The organism is bacterium (assembly GCA_026708055.1).
Taxonomy (GTDB): domain Bacteria; phylum Actinomycetota; class Acidimicrobiia; order Acidimicrobiales; family CATQHL01; genus VXNF01.
This window is the reverse complement of record JAPOVS010000084.1, coordinates 1-20,888: the sequence shown is the minus strand read 5'-3', so window position 1 is coordinate 20,888 and position 20,888 is coordinate 1. Positions and strand designations below refer to the sequence as shown.

Annotated in this window: 14 protein-coding genes and 1 pseudogene; 2 read left to right on the top strand and 13 right to left on the bottom strand. The window is 70.0% G+C overall.

Going from position 1 to position 20,888, the window contains the following annotated elements:
* Positions 1–161: 161 nt before the first annotated feature.
* A complete protein-coding gene (locus OXG55_17075) occupies positions 162–788 on the top strand; it encodes a hypothetical protein (protein ID MCY4104951.1) in 627 nt (208 codons plus the stop codon).
* Here OXG55_17075 and OXG55_17070 read toward each other — a convergent pair.
* The gene (locus tag OXG55_17070; GenBank protein ID MCY4104950.1) at positions 752–1,702 is read right to left on the bottom strand and encodes a DNA methyltransferase; all 951 of its coding nucleotides are present in this window, start codon (positions 1,700–1,702) and stop codon (positions 752–754) included. The two genes, OXG55_17075 and OXG55_17070, sit on opposite strands and share 37 nt — an antisense overlap.
* Positions 1,703–3,342: 1,640 nt before the next feature.
* Here OXG55_17070 and OXG55_17065 point away from each other — a divergent pair.
* Positions 3,343–4,407 (top strand): annotated as a pseudogene (locus OXG55_17065) (RCC1 domain-containing protein).
* 71 nt (positions 4,408–4,478) lie between these two features.
* On the opposite strand, the gene uvrA reads toward OXG55_17065, so the two are convergent.
* From uvrA to OXG55_17005, 12 genes are all read right to left on the bottom strand, one after another.
* Entirely contained in the window at positions 4,479–7,367 is a 2,889-nt protein-coding gene (uvrA, locus tag OXG55_17060) for an excinuclease ABC subunit UvrA (protein MCY4104949.1), read from the bottom strand.
* 76 nt (positions 7,368–7,443) lie between these two features.
* Positions 7,444–9,474 carry an excinuclease ABC subunit UvrB gene (uvrB, locus tag OXG55_17055; protein ID MCY4104948.1) on the bottom strand — a complete coding sequence of 677 codons (2,031 nt, stop codon included), beginning with the start codon at positions 9,472–9,474 and terminating at the stop codon, positions 7,444–7,446.
* A gap of 91 nt (positions 9,475–9,565) precedes the next feature.
* Entirely contained in the window at positions 9,566–10,183 is a 618-nt protein-coding gene (gene coaE / locus OXG55_17050) for a dephospho-CoA kinase (GenBank protein MCY4104947.1), read from the bottom strand.
* A 21-nt stretch (positions 10,184–10,204) separates the two neighbouring features.
* Positions 10,205–11,467, bottom strand: coding sequence for a 30S ribosomal protein S1 (gene rpsA / locus OXG55_17045; GenBank protein ID MCY4104946.1), 1,263 nt, complete (start codon positions 11,465–11,467; stop codon positions 10,205–10,207).
* Between the two features lie 276 nt (positions 11,468–11,743).
* Positions 11,744–14,470 carry a DNA polymerase I gene (gene polA, locus OXG55_17040; protein MCY4104945.1) on the bottom strand — a complete coding sequence of 909 codons (2,727 nt, stop codon included), beginning with the start codon at positions 14,468–14,470 and terminating at the stop codon, positions 11,744–11,746.
* A gap of 45 nt (positions 14,471–14,515) precedes the next feature.
* Complete coding sequence (locus OXG55_17035; protein ID MCY4104944.1) at positions 14,516–15,142, bottom strand: response regulator; 627 nt, start codon at positions 15,140–15,142, stop codon at positions 14,516–14,518.
* Positions 15,139–15,450, bottom strand: coding sequence for a hypothetical protein (locus tag OXG55_17030; GenBank protein MCY4104943.1), 312 nt, complete (start codon positions 15,448–15,450; stop codon positions 15,139–15,141). The genes OXG55_17035 and OXG55_17030 overlap by 4 nt, the downstream gene beginning before the upstream one ends.
* Positions 15,451–15,481: 31 nt before the next feature.
* Positions 15,482–16,948: a VWA domain-containing protein gene (locus OXG55_17025; protein MCY4104942.1), complete on the bottom strand. Its 1,467-nt coding sequence runs from the start codon at positions 16,946–16,948 to the stop codon at positions 15,482–15,484.
* A 50-nt stretch (positions 16,949–16,998) separates the two neighbouring features.
* The gene (locus OXG55_17020; GenBank protein MCY4104941.1) at positions 16,999–17,883 is read right to left on the bottom strand and encodes a MoxR family ATPase; all 885 of its coding nucleotides are present in this window, start codon (positions 17,881–17,883) and stop codon (positions 16,999–17,001) included.
* Positions 17,884–17,928: 45 nt separating this feature from the next.
* Complete coding sequence (gene murJ, locus OXG55_17015; protein MCY4104940.1) at positions 17,929–19,644, bottom strand: murein biosynthesis integral membrane protein MurJ; 1,716 nt, start codon at positions 19,642–19,644, stop codon at positions 17,929–17,931.
* A gap of 157 nt (positions 19,645–19,801) precedes the next feature.
* A complete protein-coding gene (locus tag OXG55_17010) occupies positions 19,802–20,347 on the bottom strand; it encodes a hypothetical protein (protein ID MCY4104939.1) in 546 nt (181 codons plus the stop codon).
* Between the two features lie 42 nt (positions 20,348–20,389).
* Positions 20,390–20,888 (bottom strand): hypothetical protein (locus OXG55_17005; protein MCY4104938.1); only part of this gene is annotated, 499 nt, incomplete at its 5' end.

Sequence of the window (20,888 nt, the reverse complement as noted above, 5' to 3'; positions counted from 1 at the left end):
GATCGTTGCGGTCCGGCCGGCGCCCGCGCTTATGGAACTGGCACGCGCGGTTTCCCGAGGCACCGTAACGGGAACATTCAAGTACACCGCCGGCCAGCGGGCAAACGGCCGGACAACGCGTTCGATTCCGACGGCAGGCGCTGCGGCCATATCGTTGCCCGATGGTCATCGAACGCCAACTGGTCAATGCCGCGGGCTTCAACCCGTACGTTGCCCTTCCCTACGAGTTGCGCATCCTCGACTTCGAGTCCGCGATGCAGGACGTTTACGACTTCTTCCACGACGTCAACGTCCACCTCACCGGCAAGGGACTCGGCCGGCTCGAGGACACACTCAGAAAGGCGAATCTGTCCGGGACGCTCTCGGACATGCTGACAGCGAGCTTGGCGACGCACGCCCGGACTCTCGTGCAGAACCGGTACCACAACGGGCACCCCGATCTCGTCGTGCAGGGCGTCTATCCCAACGACGCAGTGAAGTCAGGAGAGAAGGGCGTCGAGGTCAAATCAACGCTGAAGAAGGGCGGAGCCGTCGACACGCACGGTGCACGCGAGCAATGGTTCTGTGTCTTCGTCTACCGGATCGACAACGAGACCGAGCCCGCGGTCGAACGAGAACCCTTACAGTTCACCGAGGTGTACCTCGCCCACGTCACACCTGATGACTTCCGGCGGAACGAGCGCGGCGAACTGGGGACTCGTACAGCCACGCTTCACCAAGCCGGCGTCGGCAAGCTACGCCGGGGCTGGGTCTACCTGGACCGGGCGGTGGGCGGTTCCGCCTCGTAGTCGCGCAGCAGGGGGATCGCCCCCCTGGCGAGTTCCACGTACGCGGCGTCGAACTCGATGCCGATGCTCTCGTAGCCGACGTGCTCGGCCGCGGCCAGCGTCGAGCCCGAGCCGGCGAAGGGGTCCAGCACGATACCCGTTCCCAACGGCAGGATCGCCCGCACGACCTGGCGCAGGAACGCCTGCGGCTTCAGACTGGGATGCGGGGCCAGCCGCCGCTCGGCGGGCCGGGTCGGCGCCGAGGCGATCACGTCGGCGAACGGCTGCTCCTCGGAGATCCGCCGAAGCCCGCCCGTGCCCCATTCGCTGAGATTGTCCCGCACACGCCCCCGGACCGGCTTGCGGAACAGCAACCAGGGCTCCCAGCGGGACCGCGGCATCACCGTCACGCCGGGGAACTCCTCGTGGGCGTTCTTCGGCCGGTCGCCGCCGCGCATGGTCATCACGAGGCGCACGACCTCGCCGCGGCGCTCGAAGCCCTCTCCGCAAACAGCCGCCGCGACGTGATGGGAGACAAGGGGATTCGAGGCGACCAGAACGTGCGCTCCCGGCACCAGCACCGGCAGCAGCAGCCCGGCCCAGCGCCCGAAGAAGCACCGCAGACCGCCGATGTCGGCATCGGTGAGGGTCGTGAACCGCGGCACCGGAGAACGCCGGTGGCCGTCGAAGGCCGGCGGCAGACGCCACACCCCGCCGCGGCCGTTGCGGAGCTTCTCCTGCTGGAGGGCGCTGTACTCCACGAGCCCGTACGGCGGGTCCGTCACCACCCCGTGCACCGACTCGACGGCGCGCCCCGCCAGCCAGTCCAGACAGTCGGCCCGGAACAACAAGGCGCGACCGCACCGGACAGCCGGCGACCCAACCGGCGCGGCGCCGACGCGCTCGAGCGTCTCAGGCGACCCGACAGACGCCACGTCGCACCCGCTCGAAGGGCTTCCCGTCGCCGGCGTTGAGGTTGAGATAGCTACGGACCGACGAGGCCGGGACCCCGCCCCCCAATCGAACGGCAACTGCTGCACAGATCTCCCTCACAAGAAGCGGACCGCCGGCCTCCGCGAGAGCGCGCTCGATCGCGTCACGCACCTCGCCCGGTCGGCGCCGGCGCGCCGGATTCCTGGGAGAAGCCACCGGCATGCGCGCAACATAGACGTCCAGACGTCGCAGAAGGTGGACCGTCGCGCGCCATCGCCGCTGCGAGGCCCCGAGCGCGTCCTGCTGGTCGCGGCCACCGAGGATATCCAGCTTGCCCGGAGCCGGCACCAACCCCCCATGCCGCCCAACCCGACATAGGGGCCTTTCGGTCGGTCTTGGGCGATGTGGAGGTTCTCGACGTCAATGACAAGTCCTGTGGGCCGCTGGTTGCCGTTGTGCTGGTGCCATAGGCTTCAGAGCCGGCGGTTACGGCACAGGCGAGTGACATCGTCCCAGCGCCTTCACGGCCGGCGATGGGTTCGCGACGAGCGACCGGAGCCGCGGCATGGACCATAGGCCCACTGTGAAGAGCAGTCCGCACGATCCCGGCGGCGGCACGGGGAACGCCGGCGCCCCCGGTGGCTCGGTCGGGGTGCGGCGCCGGGGCCGTTCCGCCGGCGGCGGCCGCAGCCGCCGGTCCCCCTACGCCGCCGTCACCGCGCTGGTGGCCTCGGCGTGCCAGTGGCCGCCCGGTGTCGCCGACGACCCGGTGCTGGCGGCTGTGCTCGGCGGGGGCTCGGTGCAGGCCCGACCGCCGGGCCGGGTGCCCGACGGCGACGGCGGCGGGGTTCTGGTCGACCGCGTCTACCTGGAGCCGCGGGCGCGACTCGCTGCCGGCGGGGCGGTGGAGGTCAGCGCGCGGGTCAACGCCACCGCCCTGAACTGGCAGCCCCAAGACCACCTCTTCGACTACCCCAACGCCACCATCGGCGACTGGTGGACCAGCACACCCATCGGCCCCGCCGAGACGGGCGTCTCCACGGTGCGCATCCAGGCCCACCGCGTCGAGGGCGGGAAACTCGAACTCGCGCTCCTCACCGCCAGCGGAACCACAGCCCACCCACGCGAAACGCAGCTGGACTACGCCACCCTCGGCGCAGACGATTGGGCCTACGCCACACCCGTCGTGCTCACTGCCGCCGGCGAACCCGCGCCGACCGCGCCTCTCGGCGACGCGGACCGCGGCAGGTTCGTGGAAATCAGCGTGGGATCCCGGAGCGTGTGCGGGCTGCGCGGCGACCTCACGATCCACTGCTGGGGAAGCAACAGCGGAGGGCGGGCCTCACCGCCCCAAGGAACCTTCATCGCCCTGGAATCCGGTATCCCCTGCGCCATCCGCACCGACGGAACAATGACGTGCTGGGGCGAATTCAGCGGCAGTCGGGCGGGGCCGTTCATCGCCCTCAGCGGAGGCTGCGGAATCCGCCCCGACGCCCGACTCGACTGCGGCACATCCGACGACGCTCCCGACGGCCACTTCACGACGATCACATCGGGGGACACATACAAATGCGGTGTACGGCTGGACGGCGCGGTGAGTTGCTGGGGTCAAGCGTTGGTCTGGGGGCACAATTACCATGGAATGCTCGACCCTGATCCGCCCTCGTGGCCCGACGACCCGCCGGGCGGGAGGTTCTCGGCGGTGTCCGCCGGCCGGCAGCACACCTGCGGCATCCGCCCGAACGGCGCAGTCGAGTGCTGGGGCGACGACTATGGAGGCCTGTCCTCCCCTCCGGCGGGCGAGTTCGTGGCTCTCAGCGCCGGCAAAGCACACAACTGCGGACTGCGAGCCGACGGCCGCGCCGCGTGCTGGGGAGGCGCCATCCACACTCTGGCCGAATATGCGCGACCCGAACGCGACCCCCCTGCTGCGCCGTCGGGAACGTTCACGCAGATCGCGTCGGACCGCGAGCGCACCTGCGGGCTGCGCACCGACGGCAGCGTCGACTGCTGGTATCCCACGGCTCACGAGCCGCGCGAAGTGTTCCTGCTGGACTTCACGAGCGAACCCGACCACTTTCTGTGGGGTGACGCTCGCTGGTGGCCGGTCTACGACACCTCGCACGTACCCGCGGGGACTTTCGGCCATCTCGCGCCGGGAGGCCGCCATGCGTGCGGCCTGCGCCTCGACGGCTCGGTGGCCTGCTGGGGCAACGACCACCAAGGCCAAGCCACCGCGCCGGCCGGGACGTTCGACGAGCTCAGCGCCGGTGGGAGGCACACCTGCGCGCGACGCGCCAACGGCACCGTCGCCTGCTGGGGCGACAACACCCGCCGACAGACCGACCCCCGACGGTGCCTACACGACCATCACCGCGAGCAGATTCGGCACCTGCGCGCTCCGCCCCACCGGTACCGTCGCCTGCTGGGGCCTCACCATCCGAGACGAAACCGACAGCCCACACACCGCCCCCAGCGGCACCTTCACCGCCATCGACGCCGGCACCCGACACACCTGCGGCATCCGCCCCGACCGAACCCTCCACTGCTGGCCCCCCCACGGCAACAGCTTCGGCGACTACATCGAGAACGACTTCACCCTCTGGAGCACGTACATCTGGGACCAATGGCGCGACTCCCGCGCCGACCCCCTTCCCGGGCCGTTCACCGCTGTCAGCGCCGGCGCCTACCACACCTGCGGCATCCGCCCCGAGGGGACCATCGACTGCTGGAGCGCCAACGAACCCCGCACCCCATAGACAGCCTCAGTCCGACGATTTACGCCAGCACGCGGCGCAGGAAGCGGCCGGTGTGGCTCTCTTCGTGCTTGGCCACCAATTCGGGGGGGCCTTCGGCCACGATGCGGCCGCCGCCGTCGCCGCCCTCGGGGCCGAGGTCGATGATCCAGTCGGCCGTCTTGATGACGTCGAGGTTGTGCTCGATCACCAGGATGGTGTTGCCGGCGTCGGTCAGCCTGCCGAGCACCCCGAGCAGCTTGCGGATGTCGTCGAAGTGCAGGCCGGTGGTGGGCTCGTCCAGCAGGTAGATGGTGTGGCCCGTGGAGCGCTTGGCCAGCTCGCTGGCCAGCTTCACCCGCTGCGCCTCGCCGCCGGAGAGGGTGGGCGCCGGCTGGCCGAGGCGGATGTAGCCCAGGCCCACGTCCACGAGCGTGCGCAGGTGCCGGGCGATGGCCGGCTGGTTGGCGAAGAACTCCAGCGCCTCCTCGCACGACATGGCCAGAACCTCGGCGATGTTGCGTCCCTTGAACGCGATGTCGAGGGTGTCGCGGTTGTAGCGGGCGCCCCCGCAGACCTCGCACGGCACGTACACGTCGGGCAGGAAGTGCATCTCGATGCGGATGTTGCCGTCGCCCGAGCAGGCGTCGCAGCGGCCGCCGGACACGTTGAAGGAGAACCGCCCCGGCAGGTAGCCCCGCACCCGGGCCTCGTTGGTGCGCGAGAACAGCTTGCGGATGTGGTCGAACACGCCCGTGTAGGTGGCCGGATTGGAGCGTGGCGTGCGACCGATGGGCTGCTGGTCGATGTTGATGACCTTGTCCAGCGCCGAGACCCCGTCGATGCCGCGGTGGCGCCCGGGCACCATCCGGGAGCGGTACACCTTCTGCATGAGCGCCCGGTAGAGGATGTCGTTCACGAGCGTGCTCTTGCCCGAGCCCGACACCCCGGTCACCGCCACGAAGCAGCCCAGGGGGATCTCCACGTCCAGGTCGTCCAGGTTGTGCTCGCGCGCCCCGCGCACGACCAGCCAGTCGTCGCCGGGCGGGCGGCGCAGCAGCGGGACCGGGATCTCGCGCTCCCCGCTGAGGTACTGCCCGGTGAGCGACTCCTCGTTGCGCAGCAGCGCCTCGACGGGGCCGCTGTGCACGATGTCGCCGCCGTGGCTGCCGGCGCCCGGCCCGATGTCCACCACATGGTCGGCGGTGCGGATGGTCTCCTCGTCGTGCTCGACGACGATCACCGTGTTGGGTAGGTCGCGCAGCCGCAGCAGCGTGTCCAGCAGCCGGGCGTTGTCGCGCTGGTGCAGCCCGATGGAGGGCTCGTCCAGCACGTACAGCACGCCCACCAGGCCGCTGCCGATCTGCGAGGCCAGCCGGATGCGCTGCGCCTCGCCCCCCGACAGCGTGCCGGCCGAGCGCGCCAGGGTGAGGTAGTCCAGCCCCACGTCGAGAAGGAAGCCCAGCCGGGAGCGCAGCTCCTTCAGCACCTGATCGGCGATGAGAGCGTCGCGCTCGCTGAGCCGGATCTCGTCGAACAGCCTGGCGGCGTCCCGGATGGACAGCGTGCAGACGTCGTCGATGTTGCGCCCGTCGATGGTGACCGCCAGCGGCAGGGGACGCAGGCGTGCGCCGCCGCAGTGGTTGCAGGGCACCTCGCGCATGTAGCCCTCGATCTGCTGGCGGCGGTTGTCGGAGCCGGTCTCGGAGTGCAGGCGCTGGAGATTCGGGATGACGCCCTCGAAGCGGGCGTTGTAGCTGCGGGTGCGACCGTAGCGGTTGCGGTAGCGCACCTGCACCCGCCGGCCCAGCCCGCCGTACAGGAAAACCTTCTGCGAGGCGGGGGCGAGCGTCTCCCAGGGGGCGCCGAAATCCTCGCCGAGTTCCTCCGCCGTGGACTCCAGCAACCGTTCGTAGTACTGGCTGTGGCCGCTGCTCCAGGGCGCGAGCGCTCCCTCGGCCAGGCTGAGCGACGGGTCAGGCACCACCAGGTCGGGGTCCACCTCGAAGCGGGTGCCGAGACCGTCGCAGTGCGGGCAGGCACCGTAGGGCGAGTTGAACGAGAAGTTGCGCGGGGCCAGTTCCTCGAAGGACTTGCCGTCGCTGGGCCGGGCCAGGTGCTGGGAGAAGGTCAGGACCTCGCCCGGCTCCACGTCGAGCGCAAGCTCAGGGGACGCCCCCCCGAGCGACACCACCTCGATCTGCACCACGCCGTCGGCCAGTCGCAGCGCGGCCTCCACCGAATCGGTGAGGCGCCTCTCGATCCCCTCCCGGCAGACGAGCCGGTCCACGACCACCTCGATGTCGTGCATCTCGTAGCGGGCCAGATCCAGGCGGGGCCGACCCTCGGCGTCGGTGCCGGCCACGTCGGCGAGTTCGTACAGCTCGCCGTCGACGCGGGCCCGCACGTACCCCTCCGCCTCCAACTCCGCCAGCAGCGTCTCGTAGGTGCCCTTGCGACCCCGGACCACCGGGGCCAGGACCTGGAAGCGCGTGCCGGTGGGAAGGCGCAGCACCCTGTCCACGATCTGCTGCGGCGTCTGGCGGACCAGCGGCTCGCCGGTCTCGGGGTCGTGCGGCACCCCCACGCGGGCGAACAGCAGGCGGAGGTAGTCGTAGACCTCGGTGATGGTGCCGACGGTGGAGCGCGGGTTCCGGGAGGCACTCTTCTGGTCGATGGAGATGGCCGGCGAGAGCCCGGCGATGAAGTCCACGTCGGGTTTGTCCATCTGGCCCAGGAACTGCCGGGCGTAGGCCGAGAGCGACTCCACGTAGCGCCGCTGGCCCTCGGCGTAGATCGTGTCGAACGCCAGCGAGGACTTGCCCGAGCCGGAGATGCCCGTGAAGACGATGAGGCGATCCCGCGGCAGTTCCAGGGTGATGTCGCGCAGGTTGTGCTCGCGCGCTCCCTGTATGACCAGCCGATCGCTCATGGGTCCAGCGTAGGTGCCGGAGCGCCGCACCGGAGGTGTCCCCGGCTGTGGAAAACCTGGTGAAAACCGCTGTTGCTCAGGCGCCGACGGCGTGGGCCCCGGCGATGTCGCGCATTTCCCGGCGCAGTTCGTTGATCTCGTCGCGCAGGCGGGCCGCGTACTCGAAGCGCAGGTCGGCCGATGCCGCCTGCATCTCCTCGGTAAGCGCGGCGATCAGCCGCGGCAGATCGTCGGTCGAGACGTCGAGGCCCTCGGCAACGCCGGCCACGCCACGGCGCCCGCGCCGCTCGTGTCGCTGGCGCTGCGGAACCGGCGCCGTCTCCTCCGGGCGGATGAGCGCCAGGATGTCGGTCACGGCTTTGCGGATCGTCTGCGGGCTGATGCCGTGGGCGGCGTTGTGGGCCTGCTGGCGGGCCCGGCGACGGTTGGTCTCCTCGATGGCCCGGCGCATCGAATCGGTGACCACGTCGGCGTACATCACCACCTCGCCGTCGACGTTGCGGGCGGCGCGGCCGATGGTCTGCACCAGCGAGGTCTCGCTGCGCAGGAACCCCTCCTTGTCGGCGTCCAGGATCGCCACCAGCGACACCTCCGGCAGGTCCAGGCCCTCGCGCAGCAGGTTGATGCCCACCAGCACGTCGAAGTGCCCGAGCCGCAGGTCGCGCAGGATCTCGATGCGGGCCAGCGTGTCCACCTCGCTGTGCAGGTAGCGCACCCGCACGCCCATCTCCAGCAGGTACTCGGTGAGGTCCTCGGCCATCTTCTTAGTGAGGGTCGTGACCAGGACCCGCGCCCCGGCGGCCACCCGCTGGCGGATCAGCTCCTGCAGGTCGTCGATCTGACCCTTCGTCGGCTTCACCACCACCTCGGGATCCACCAGCCCGGTGGGGCGCACGATCTGCTCCACGACGCGGTCCGACACCGACAGCTCGTAGGACCCGGGCGTGGCCGACAGGAACACCACCTGGCCGACCCGCCCGAAGACCTCGTCGAAGGTGAGCGGCCGGTTGTCCGCCGCCGAGGGCAGGCGGAAGCCGTGCTCGATGAGGGTCAGCTTGCGGCTGCGGTCGCCCTCGTACTGCCCGTGCAACTGCGGCACCGCCACGTGCGACTCGTCGATCACGGTGAGGTAGTCCTCGGGGAAGTAGTCCAGAAGGGTGAACGGGGCCTCGCCGGAGCCTCGCCCATCGATGGGCGCCGAGTAGTTCTCGATGCCGTTGCAGTAACCGAGTTCCTGCAGCATCTCCAGGTCGTACGTGGTGCGCATGCGCAGGCGCTGCGCCTCCAGCAGCCGCCCCGTCGACTCGAAGTACCCCAGCCGCTCGGCCAGCTCGCCTTCGATGCGCCCGACCGCGGCCTGCAGGCGCTCGGGGGTGGTCACGTAGTGGCTGGCGGGAAAGAGGATCATCTCGTCGAGGCTGTCGAGCCGCTCGCCGGTGACCGGGTCGAGCACGGTGATCCGCTCCACCTCGTCACCGAACAGGCCCACACGGACCACGTTCTCCTCATAGGCGGGGCGTACCTCCAGGGTGTCGCCGCGCACCCGGAAACGGCCCCGCGCCAGGTTGGTGTCGTTGCGCTCGTACTGCATGTCCACGAGGCGCCGCAGGATGGCCCGGTGGTCGTAGGACTCGCCGGTGCGCAGCACCAGCAGCTGGTTCTGGTACTCGTCGGGCCCGCCGAGGCCGTAGATGCAGGACACCGACGCCACCACGACCACGTCGCGGCGGGTCAGCAGCGCCGAGGTGGTGGAGTGCCGCAGCCGCTCGATCTCGTCGTTGATGGAGGCGTCCTTCTCGATGTAGGTGTCGCTGGCCGGCATGTACGCCTCGGGCTGGTAGTAGTCGTAGTAGGAGACGAAGTACTCCACCCGGTTGTGCGGGAAGAACTCCCGCAGCTCGTTGGCCAGCTGGGCGGCGAGCGACTTGTTCGGCGCCAGCACCAGGGTCGGCCGCTGCACCTGCTCGATGGTCCAGGCCATGGTGGCGCTCTTGCCCGAGCCGGTGATGCCCAGCAGCGTGAGGAACCGCTCGCCGCTGCCGATGCCCTCGGACAGCCCGGCGATGGCCGCCGGCTGGTCACCGGCGGGCCGGAAGTCGGCCACCATGCGGAACGGCGTGTGGCGGCGCGAGGCTACGAGGTCGGCGCGCGGGGTCACGAGACGACCCTAGCCAGCGCTCGGGTCCCGGAGCAGGCGTCTACCCGGCGGCAGGGCCCCGCAGCGAGCCGATCCACGTCCAGCAGCGGTGCACCTGCTCCTCCAGCTGGCCGAGCGTGCCGTTGTTGTCGATCACGAAGTCCGCCAACCCCAGACGCTCGGCGCGGGTGGCCTGACGAACCAGCCGTGCCCGCGCCTCGTCCGCCGTCAGGCCGCGCCCCGCCACGAGGCGCTGCACGGCGGTCTCGGGTTCGACGTCGACGACGACGACGCCCGCCAAGCCCTCCCGCCGCTCGGGCCCCGCCTCGGCCAGCAGCGGGATGTCTGCCACGATCACGGCGTCGCTGCCGGCCAGTTCCCGGCGTCGGGCCGCCATCTCGGCGCGCACCGCCGGATGCACGATGACGTTCAGCGCCGCCAATTCGTGCGGATCCTCGAAGACGAGAGCGGCAACGGCGCCGCGGTCCAAGTGCCCGTCGGGCCGCAGGATCGAGGGCCCGAAGTGCGCCACCATCTGCTCGAGCACGGGGCGACCCGGTTGCTGCAGTTCGGCCACGATGGCATCGGCGTCCAGCAGGACGGCACCCCGCTCAACCAGTGCGGCGGCAACGGTGGACTTGCCGGAGCCGATGCAGCCGGTGAGGCCGACCTCGATCATCGAGCGCCGGCCGCGTCGCCCTCAGGCAGGGGCGACGGCCTCGTAGGTCTCGGCCGCTTCCGCCTCGTCGCCGAAGTCCTCGGCGGCCTCGGCCGGCTCGCCCTCTGCCTCGATGCCCAGGTAGTTGCCCTCCTCGTCGAAGGCATGCTCGCCGAAGGCCTCCTGGAACTCGGCCGACACCACGCCGCCCTCGGCGGCCTGCTTGATGGACAGGCTGATGCGCCGGCGCTGGAGGTCGATGTCGATGATCTTCACCCAGAGCTCCTCGCCGGGCGTGACGACCTGCTCGGGCACCTCCACGTGGTGCGCCGACATCTCCGAGATGTGGGTGAGCCCCTCGATGCTCTCGCCCACCTGCACGAAGGCGCCGAAGGGCACCAGCTTGGTGACCCGGCCGTAGACCAGCTCGCCGACCCGGTGGGTGGCGGCGAACTCCTGCCAGGGATCCTGCTGGGTGGCCTTCAGGGAGAGGCTGATGCGCTCGCGACTGGGATCCACCTCGAGCACCTGCACGTCCACCTCGTCGCCCACCGAGACGACCGAGCTGGGGTGGTCCACGTGGCGCCACGACAGCTCCGAGACGTGCACCAGGCCGTCCATCCCGCCGAGGTCGATGAAGGCCCCGAACGGCACGACCGAGGAGACGACACCCCGCCGGACCTCGCCCGGCTTCAGGTTGTCCAGGAACTCCTCGCGCTGCTCCTTCTGGGTCTCCTCCAGCCACGCCCGGCGCGACAGCACCACGTTGTTGCGGTTCTTGTCGAGTTCGATGATCTTGGCCTCCACCTTGCTGCCCACGAAGGGCTGCAGGTCACGCACCCGCCGCAGGTCCACGAGCGAGGCGGGCAGGAAGCCGCGCAGGCCGATGTCCACGATGAGCCCGCCCTTGACAACCTCGATGACGGTTCCCGAGACGACCCCGCCGGCGGCCTTGACCTCCTCCACGTTGCCCCAGGCACGCTCGTACTGGGCGCGCTTCTTGGACAGGATGAGGCGACCCTCCTTGTCCTCCTTCTGCAGGACGAGGGCCTCCACCTCCTCGTGGATCGCCACCACGTCGCCGGGATCCGCGTCGTTGCGGATCGAGAGCTCGCGCGACGGGATGACCCCTTCGGACTTGAAGCCGATGTCGATGAGCACCTCGTCGTTGTCGATCCGCACCACGCGGCCGACCACCATCGTGCCTTCCTCGACAGTCACCACGCTGGCGCTGTAGGCGGCAGCCAACGCCTCGTCGTCGAGGTCGTTGACCGCTATCTCCCGCGGCTCGTACGCCTCGGTCATCTCGTCGGCGGTCTCGGAGGCGGGTTCCTCCGCTGGGGGGCTCTCTGCAGAAGCTGACGGCTCGGGTGTCTCTTCAGCGGGAGTTGGTTCGGGGGTTGAGTCGTCGGATACGGACAGGTCAAGGTCGGGGTCGGACACGGATTCTCACTTGTTCGGTGGACAGGGCTGGACGACGCGAGCCGTCGAGGTGGGGCCGACCGGCCCCGGATAGCAGGAGCAAGGCTAACAGCACGACCACCAACTGCAATCTGTCCCCCGAGCGGCGGGGAGCGCTGCTCAGGCCTTGGCCGCAGCCCAGGTGGTGCCGAAAGCCAGGTCCACCACCAGCGGGACCCGCAGGTCGCAGGCGGCGGCCATCTCGTGGCGAACCAGGTCGGCGGCGGCACTGCGCTCGGCGTCGGGCACCTCCAGGATGACCTCGTCGTGGACCTGCAGGATGAGCCGGCTGGCCATGCCGTCGCGCTCCAGGGCGCCGTCGATGTGCACCAGCGCGACCTTGAATATGTCGGCCGCGAGACCCTGGATGCCAGCGTTCTTGGCCTGGCGCTCGCCGGCCTGGCGCACCCGGAAGTTGTCCGAGCGGAGTTCGGGGATCGGCCGCCGCCGGCCGTAGAGCGTCTCGGTGTAGCCCAACTCCCGGGCCCGGGCCACGGCGGTGTCCATGTAGTCGCGCACCGCCGGGAAGGCGCCGAAGTAGGCGTCCAGGATGACCTGAGCCTCCTCGGTGGGGATCGACAGGCGCTGGGCCAACCCGTAGGACTCCATGCCGTAGGCCAGGCCGTAGGACACCATCTTCGCCTTGGATCGCAGTTCGGTGGTCACCTCAGCGGGCGCGACCCCGAAGACTCTCGCCGCGGTGGCCGTGTGGATGTCCTCGCCCGCCTCGAAGGCGGCGATGAGCCCCGGGTCGTCGGCCAGGTGGGCGATGCAGCGCAACTCGATCTGGTTGTAGTCGGCGATCAGCAGCAGAGTGCCCGCGGCGGGCACGAACACCTCGCGGAAGGCGCGGCCGGTCTCGGTGCGCACCGGGATGTTGTGCAGGTTCGGCGCGTCGGAGGAGAGCCGGCCGGTGCGGGCCACCGTCTGGTTGAAGGAGGCGTGGATGCGGCCGGTGCGCGGGTCCACTTCGGCCGCCAACCCGTGCCCGTAGGTGGAGCGCAGCTTCTCCACCTCCCGGAAGGCCAGCAGGTGCTCCACGATGTCGTGCTCGCCGCGCAGGCGCTCCAGCGTGGCGGCGTCGGTGGAGTAGCCGGTCTTGGTCCGCTTCTGGGGCGGCAGGCCGAGGCGCTCGAAGAGCACCCTGGCGAGTTGCTGGGGGGAGTTGACGTTGAACTCCTCGCCGGCGTCGGCCACGACCGCGGCGCGCAGCCGCGTGGCCTCCTCCTCGAGCTCGCGGGTGAGCGTCTCGAGGCCCGCCCTGTCGACGCCCACGCCGCAGTGCTCCATCCGCGCCAGCACCCGCACCAGCGGCACCTCGATCGTGTCGTGCAGCGTCTCGGCGCCGCCGTCGCGCAGCTCGGCGCGCAGGGGTTCGGCCAGGCGGGCCGCGGCCAGGGCCTCGAGCGCGGTGCGGGTCCGGAGCGCCTCGCCGGTCTCGGGGAATGCCAGCCGTCCCTGCGTCTCCTCCTCGGCGCCGTCGCCGGCCAGAGCGCAACCGGCGTAGCGCGCCAGCAGGTCCCCGACGGGATAGTCGGACTGCGAGGGCTCCAGCAGGTAGGCGGCGATGGCGGTGTCCATTCTCAGCGAGCGGACATCGATGCCGATCGCCAGCAGGCTGCGCATCAGGTCTCTGGCGTCGTGCGCCACCAAGCCGGGCGCGCCCTCGCCGAACAGACCGCTGAGCACCTCCCCCAGCGCCCCGTCGCCCAGGAGGTCTCCCGGAATCCACACCGCGCTGCGGGCGGCATCGCCCTCATCGGCCCGCGACGACGGATCGGCTGGACCGTCGTCGGCACCGATGAGGGCCAGTCCCTCGAACTCCGACCGGCCTCGCCGGCCGCGCCACGCCCCCGCGACGGCCAACCAACCGCTCTGCGCCAGGGCGGCGATGCGCGCCACGGCGCCCGAGACGTCTCCGGGCTGCTCCACGGCGACCTCGAGCACCTCGGCGTCCGCCTCGGGCGCGAACTCCAGGCCCAGGGCCTCGCCCAGCCGCCCCAGCAGCGAGCCGAACTCCAGGAACTCGAACAGGCGGAGGATCTCCTCGGTCGCCGACGGCGTCACGGCCAGGTCGCCGACGGTGACGGGAAGGTCCAGATCGCGCCGCAGTTCCATGAGTTCACAGTTGAGGCGAACGGCCTGCTCCGCCTCCTGCAGCGAGTCCCGCAGCCTGGGGGTTTGCACGTCGAGATGCGCGTAGATCCCGTCGATGCCGCCGTGGGCGTTGACGAGCCGGGCAGCCGTCTTCTCCCCCACGCCGTGCACGCCCGGGAGGTTGTCGGAGGTGTCGCCGCGCAGGGCGGCATAGTCCACGTAGCGGGCGGGCCGCACGCCGGTGCGCGCCTCGATGCCCACCTCGTCGTAGCGCACGTGGTCCGACATGCCCCGGCGGGGGTACAGCACCGTGACGTGGGGGTCGGCCACCAGCTGGAAGGCGTCGCGGTCCCCCGTCACCACGGCCACGTCCAGGCCCTCGTCGGCGGCCTCGGTGGCGAGGGTTGCCAGGATGTCGTCGGCCTCGAAACCGGGTGCCTCCACGGTGCGCACCCCCAACACCTCCAGCACCTCGCGCAGCAGGCCCAGCTGCTCGCGGAAGATCTCCGGCGGCTTCGACCGGTTGGCCTTGTAGCTGTCGAGGCGCTCGTGACGGAACGTGGGGCCGGGCAGGTCGAACGCCACCGCGACCCGCTGCGGTGCGTGGTCGCGCAGCAGGTTCACCAGCATCGAGGTGAAGCCGTACACGGCGTTCGTGACCTGTCCGGAGGCCGTCTTGAGGTCTTCGGGGAGCGCGTGGAAGGCCCGGTAGGCCAGGGAATGCCCGTCGATGAGCAGCAGGCCGGTCACGGGTTCAGGCGGCGGCGGGCGACGACGCGAGCACGCCGCGGCGCCTCACCGCCCCTCGTCGGCGGGCTTCGAGGCCACCGACAGGGTGCCCGCCAGCAGATCCTCGGCCACGGCGCGCATGGGGCGCCGCTGGTTCATGGCGGTGCTGCGCATGAAGGCGAAGGCGTCGTCCTCGCGGAAGCCGTAGTTGTCCATGAGCACGCCCTTGGCTCGCTCGACGATCTTGCGGGTCTGGAGTTGCTCGGCATAGTCGGTCGCCTCGGCCTTCAGCGCTTGCGCCTCGCCGAAGCGAGCCAGGGCGATCTCGATGGCCGCCACCAACTCGCCGGCCGCGAAGGGCTTGACGAGGTACGCCAGGACGCCCGACTGGGCGGCCTGCGCCACCAGCTCGCGCTGGCTGAAGGCGGTGAGCACCAGCACCGCGCAGAGACGCTCGTCGCTGATCGCTCGGGCCACCGCGAGGCCGTCGTTGCCCGGCATCTTGATGTCCAGGATGGCCACATCGGGACGCAGCTCGCGCACCAGCGCCAGCGCCTCGTCGCCGCGCCCGCTGTCGGCGACCACCTCGTAGCCCTCGGCGGTGAGGGTCTCTTTCAGGTCCAGGCGGATGATGGCCTCGTCCTCGGCGATCAGGACGCGCGTGCGCGTCCCGACGGTTCGCTCAGCAGTCACGGGTTCCTCCTGCTCGAGAGGCGGTCCAGCAGATCGTCCAGGCGTTCCTCCAACTGGGAGATCTCCGCCTGGAGGCGGTCACGGTGACCGGTCATCGCCGCGGCGTGGCGTGCTGCGGTGCGCAACTCGCGGTCGGCGACCGGCGTCTCCGACACCAGCGACCGGAGATGGGCGTCCGCCTCGGAGTCGCTGAAGTGGACGAGCTGCTCCTCGGCCACCAGCAACTCCTGGCGGCAACGCGCCAGCCGGCGCGACACCTCGGTGATGCGCCGCCGAATCACGACGCCGGGCAGGACAGCGAGGGCCACACGGACATTTTAGAGGCGCGCCGCGGTCGCCCTAGAAGGTCTTCTCCACGAAGCGCTCCAGATGCCGCAGCGTGCGCACCTCGAAAGTGCCGTCGCAGTGAGTGCTGTACTCGCTCATGATGGAGTCGCCGGTGTCCCAGTACGAGCACGGCTCGGGGTTCAACCAGAAGACCCGCCGGGCCTTGCGGTGCAGCTCGCGCATCACCCAGGACCCGGAGGCGTGGTAGTTGCTGCGGGCGTCGCCCAGGATCATGACCGTGGTCTTCGGGCCGACCGACGCTCCGTAGCGGTCCCAGAACACCCCTAGGGCGTGGCCGTAGTCGGAGTGGCCGTCCACCCACACCACGTCCGCGGAGGTGTTCACCCTGTGCACCGCCTCGGTGATGTCCTCGCTCGTCTCGAAGAGGTTCGTGACCTCGTCCAGCCCGTCGATGAAGACGAACGAGCGCACCTTGGAGAAATGGCTGCTGATGGCGTACACGAGGTGCAGCGTGAAGCGGGCGAACGCCGCCACCGAGCCGCTGATGTCGGCGATGACCATGATCTCGGGCTTGGCGGGGCGCTTGTAGCGGAAGCGCGGCTCGGCCGGGACGCCGCCGTAGCTCAGCGACTGCCGGATGGTCCTGCGGAAGTCCAGCACGCCCCGCCGGGTGTGGCGCCGCCGCCGGGACAGGCGCGCCGCCAGCTTGCGGGTCAGCGGGTGGATGGCCTTGCGCAGTGCCTCCATCTCCTCCCGCGTGGCGTGCATGAACTCCACGTCCTCGGGAAGCGGCTTGCGCAGCGTCCGGGCCATCGCCTCGGGGCCGCGGTCGGCCACCAGGCGGCGCCGGATCTCGGCCTCCACCTCCTTGCGCAGTTGATCGATGCGCGACTCCAACTCGTCGCGCTCGAGACGCTCCTCCAGCGGCGTGAGAGGTCGTTCGGCCTCCTGCTGGATGGTCTCCAGGAGCCGCGCCAGCAGGTCGTCCAACCCCAGGTTGCGCAGCGTGCGATAGAGGTAGTAGGTGCCGCCCACCGGCCGGCCCGGCTCCATGCCGGCGTAGCGCTGCACGGCCCGCCAGGCCACCGCCCGCAGCTGCGCCTGATCGCCGCGCAGCAACGCCGCGAACAGCAGCCGGGCCAGATCCTCGTCGCTCAGCGGCTCGCCGCCGGGCAGGCCCTCCGGGCGGGGATCCAGCAGTTCGGCAGGATCCACGTCGTCGGCCCAGGCACCGTCGCCGGGCTCGTACTCGGCGCCGCGCAACGAGAAGTAGACCTCGAAGACGGTCTCGAAGGCCCGCCAGTGGGCGTGGTGCTTGACCAGCGTGGCGGCCAGGGCGAACTTGAACGCCTCGCGGTCGTCGAGCGGGACGTGGCGCACCGCCTCCATGGCGTCGAGATGCTCGGTGAGGCTCACCGGCAGGCCGGCGCGACGCAACTCCGCGATGAAGCCGCCGAGCAGCGCCAGAAGCGGGGACTCGGCGGTCCCGGCTCCGGTCGGGGGCGCCTGCGCCGTCACGGTCGGCCCCGGGCTGCGGGCCGCCGCACGGTCAGCACCTGCGCCGCGGCTCAGCGCGGCAGGCCGGAACTCCGGGCGTCGCCGGCGGAGAACTCCTTCAGGGCCTTCTCGATGTCGCTGCGATACTTGAGGAGCGTGTGGACCGTCTCGGCAGCCGTCTCGGCGTCGACGTGCTCGACGCCGAGGAGCACCAGCGTGCGCGCCCAGTCCAGGGTCTCGGACACCGACGGTGCCTTCTTCAACTCCAGTTGGCGCACCGAACGGACGATGCGTGCCACCTCGTCGGCCAGGCTCTGGCCGATGTCGGGCACCTTGGTCAGGACGATGTCCCGCTCCCGCTCCAGGTCGGGATAGTCGATGTAGAGGTACAGGCAGCGGCGCTTCAAGGCCTCGGAGAGTTCGCGGGTGTTGTTGGAGGTGAGGAACACGAGGGGGATCTGGGTGGCCTCGATGGTGCCCAACTCCGGGATCGACACCTGGTAGTCGCTCAGGATCTCCAGCAGCAGGGCCTCGGTCTCGACCTCCACGCGGTCCACCTCGTCCACCAGCAGCACCACGGGCTCGCTGGCCCTGATGGCTTCCAGCAGCGGCCGGGTGAGTAGGAACTCCTCGGAGAAGATGTCATCGGACACCTCGTCCCAGGTCTGCGACTCCGCCTGGATCCGCAGCAGTTGCTTCTTGTAGTTCCACTCGTAGAGCGCCTTGGCCTCGTCGATGCCCTCGTAGCACTGCAAGCGGATGAGACGGGCCCCGCACATCTCCGCGGTGCTCTTGGCCAGTTGCGTCTTTCCCGTTCCCGCCGGTCCCTCCACCAGGACCGGCTTGGCCAGCCGGTCCGCCAGGTAGACGACACCGGCGATGCCCTCATCGGCCAGGTACTGCACGCCGTCGAGCCCGTCCCGGACCACGCCGACGCCGGCGAAGCGATGACCCATGGATCGTCAGGCTACGGGACGCCGGCGCGAGCCAGGCAACGGGCCTCAGGGGCGCCGGCCGGCCCAGAGGCGGCGGCGCAGCGGGAGCAGCAGGTGGCGGGCAGCCGGTTGGCCGCAAAGGTTCGCTACTAGCAGATACAGCGCCCCGGTGGCGACCAGGCAGACCGGCGCCGTCAGCAGGTGCGGGGCCCCGGACAGGGACCGCATCAGCAGGAAGCCGACCACCCCCGCCGCCACGGCACCCGGCAGGAGCCGTCCCGCCAGCCGACCGAAGGGCGGGCGCAGCCCCAGCGTGCGGTGGATCCGCCGGCGCAGCATCCCCAGCTCCAGCCAGGCGGCGACCGCCGCGGCCAGCGCCAGGCCGACCGCCCCGAGCCGGCGAATGTCGCCGGCCTGGCGGATCTCGCTGTCGAGGAGCCAGAAGGCCGGCAGATCGCCCAGGCGCCTCAGCTCGCCGTCGATCACCGCCACCCGGTCGAGCTGGATCATGAGCACCAAGCCCCCCAGCGCGGCGAAGACCAGCCGGACCGCGGCGATCCGGGCGGGGCCCTTGGTGTCGCCCGCGGCGTAGCAGGTGTTCTGCAGCAGGCGGGAGAGCCCCGCGGCCACGATGCCGAGGCTGTACGCCGCCAGGACCAGCCAAACGACGTAGGTGTCATCCGCGGTGAAGTTCACCCTCTGGTAGAGGGCCCCCACGATGGACCGCCCGAAGATCACGAACGCCACGAGGGCGAAGACCAGGAACAGCAGCACCCTGGCGGCGCCGACCACGAGGCGCTCGTGCATGCGCTCGCGGCTGTCCTGCTCGCGGGCCATTTCGGGCAGGTCGGCAGCGGCCACCGAGAGGGCGAACACGCTGATGGGCATGAGGTACAGCACCTGGGCGCGGTCCAGGTAGGCGATGGCGCCGGTGGCCAGCAGCGACGCCAGGATCACGTCGACGTAGCTCGAGATCGTCACGACACCGCGGCCCGCCACCGCCGGTCCGAACCGCCGCGCCACCTCGCGCACGCCGTGCAGGCGCAGCCGCAGGCTGACGCGCAGGCGCGGCACCAGGGACACCACGACGGGGACCTGGACGGCGAACTGCAGAGCACCGCCCGCCAGGACGCCCCACGCCGCCGCCTCGGCGATCCCGGTCTCGGCCAGGCCGGCGATGCCGGCGGCCGCCACCGCGCCCACGATGGCCACGTTCCACAGCACCGGCGCCACATACGAGAGGAAGAAGCGCCGGTGCGCGTTCAGCACGCCGAGGCACCAAGCCGCCATCACGATCAGGCCGATCCCGCCGGCCATGATGCGGATCAGCACGACGGTGAGTTCGTGCCGGGTGCCCGAGAACCCCGGAGCCACGATCCAGGTGAGCGGCTCGGCCAAGAAGATCGCCAGCAGCACCAGCCCGCCCGTGAGCACGGCCAGCAGACCCGCGACGGCCCCGGCGAGTCGTCCGGCCCGCTCCTCGTCGCCCTCTCCGAGCACTTGGGCGTACACGGGAATGAACGCTGCCGACAACGCTCCCTCGCCCAGCAGGTTCTGGAGCAGCTTGGGGATGCGCAGGGCGGCCCCGAAGGCATCGGCGGAGGCGCGCGTGCCCAGGAACGCCCCCAGGACGACCTCGCGCGCCACGCCCGAAAGGCGCGACAGCACTACACCGGCCCCGACCAGGGTGGCGCTGCGACCGCTGCGGCGGCGGCGCGCGCCGAAACCCCCGAATCCCGGCTCGCCGTCCCCCTGCAACGGTGACCGGTAGAATCCGCTCACGGCAAGGAGCGTAATCAGCGCCGCTCAGAGCACTCGGGAGGCACACCCGTCGCCTCGGCGACTCCTACGACGAGAGCACCTCCCGGGCGGCTGTCCGGCGAGGTCTTACCGCCACCAGGCACCCTGCTCCCAGGTCGTCACCCCTGTCGTATGTTCGTCACGGCTCGTCGTACTCGTCGTCGATGAGTTCCACTGTGATTTCCTTGTCTCGGCCCGAGGACCAATGCACGAAGAGGGCTATGGAGCCGAACACTCCCAAGATGATAGTGAAGATGTTGAAGAACAAGAGCCCACAGAACGAAAGCCATCGATACTCGCGTAGCTTGTCGCTACGGTAACTCAGCGTGATTGCGGCGAAGCAAAACGCCATGGTCGAACTGTATATGAGAAAGCCGATATACCTCAACACATCGCTCTGCCACCCCGTCGGATCGACTCCCCAGGCGGTCGGAACCGGGTGGGTCTTCAGGCCGAAGAGTTGCAGACCGAAGACCGAGGTGAGGGGAAGAACAAATACGCCGACCGTATATCCCACGAGGGCGAGGGTCCGAACATCGCTGTCGCGAGCGACATTCCAACTTCCGGAAGCTATCCAGCGGTCCCAGCGCCGAACGGAGCTGGCTACAGCCTTGGGGCTAAATCGGCCCAAATCGTTGGGCCTCACGGGGATGTTCTGCGACAAACCGGGATCGCGCAAGCGCATGGAAACGAGCGAAACCAAATATCTCTTCGACTTGCATGGCAGTCACCAGTTTCTCAATAATATAGCCACCGCCACAACCATATTAGTGGCCAACCCGAGCGGAGGAAGCATTATACCAGCCAGTGCATACCGACGATACACCGTCTTCTCCCGTCGCCTTGAACGCAAGGCAGCAACGCCGGGAACGGCGGGTATCACACTCGGGCCGAGCAGGGCAAGAAGGGTGCCGTCAAAAAAGCGGGTGCTCTGACCGGAGTTGTAGCTTTCGGGATCTTCGTACTCGATCAATCCTGAGGATTCGAGCAATACCCATGCGGCCATGCTCAGATACGCCCCCAGCGATATGATCGCGAGGCTGAAGCTGGTGAGAGCGACTCGTTTGAGCCGCCCGGGTTTGGCGTCCACCCAGCGGGTCGGGACGACCCGTGTCCGGCGAACCCTCGGCGGGGGCGGCCCGCCGCCCTGTCCGAGACCTTCCCCGGCCCTGGTCGCGCCACCGTCGGCCGGCGGCTGCTCCGGTGACATCATTGCTCGCACCCGG

Coding starts and splice junctions, on each gene's coding strand:
- uvrA (MCY4104949.1), bottom strand. CDS start 7,367: ATGAGCGATCGGCTGGTCATACAGGGAGCGCGCGAGCACAACCTGCGC.
- rpsA (MCY4104946.1), bottom strand. CDS start 11,467: ATGACCGAGGCGTACGAGCCGCGGGAGATAGCGGTCAACGACCTCGAC.
- OXG55_17075 (MCY4104951.1), top strand. CDS start 162: ATGGTCATCGAACGCCAACTGGTCAATGCCGCGGGCTTCAACCCGTAC.
- coaE (MCY4104947.1), bottom strand. CDS start 10,183: ATGATCGAGGTCGGCCTCACCGGCTGCATCGGCTCCGGCAAGTCCACC.
- uvrB (MCY4104948.1), bottom strand. CDS start 9,474: ATGGTGGCCGACTTCCGGCCCGCCGGTGACCAGCCGGCGGCCATCGCC.
- OXG55_17020 (MCY4104941.1), bottom strand. CDS start 17,883: ATGGGTCATCGCTTCGCCGGCGTCGGCGTGGTCCGGGACGGGCTCGAC.
- OXG55_17010 (MCY4104939.1), bottom strand. CDS start 20,347: ATGCGCTTGCGCGATCCCGGTTTGTCGCAGAACATCCCCGTGAGGCCC.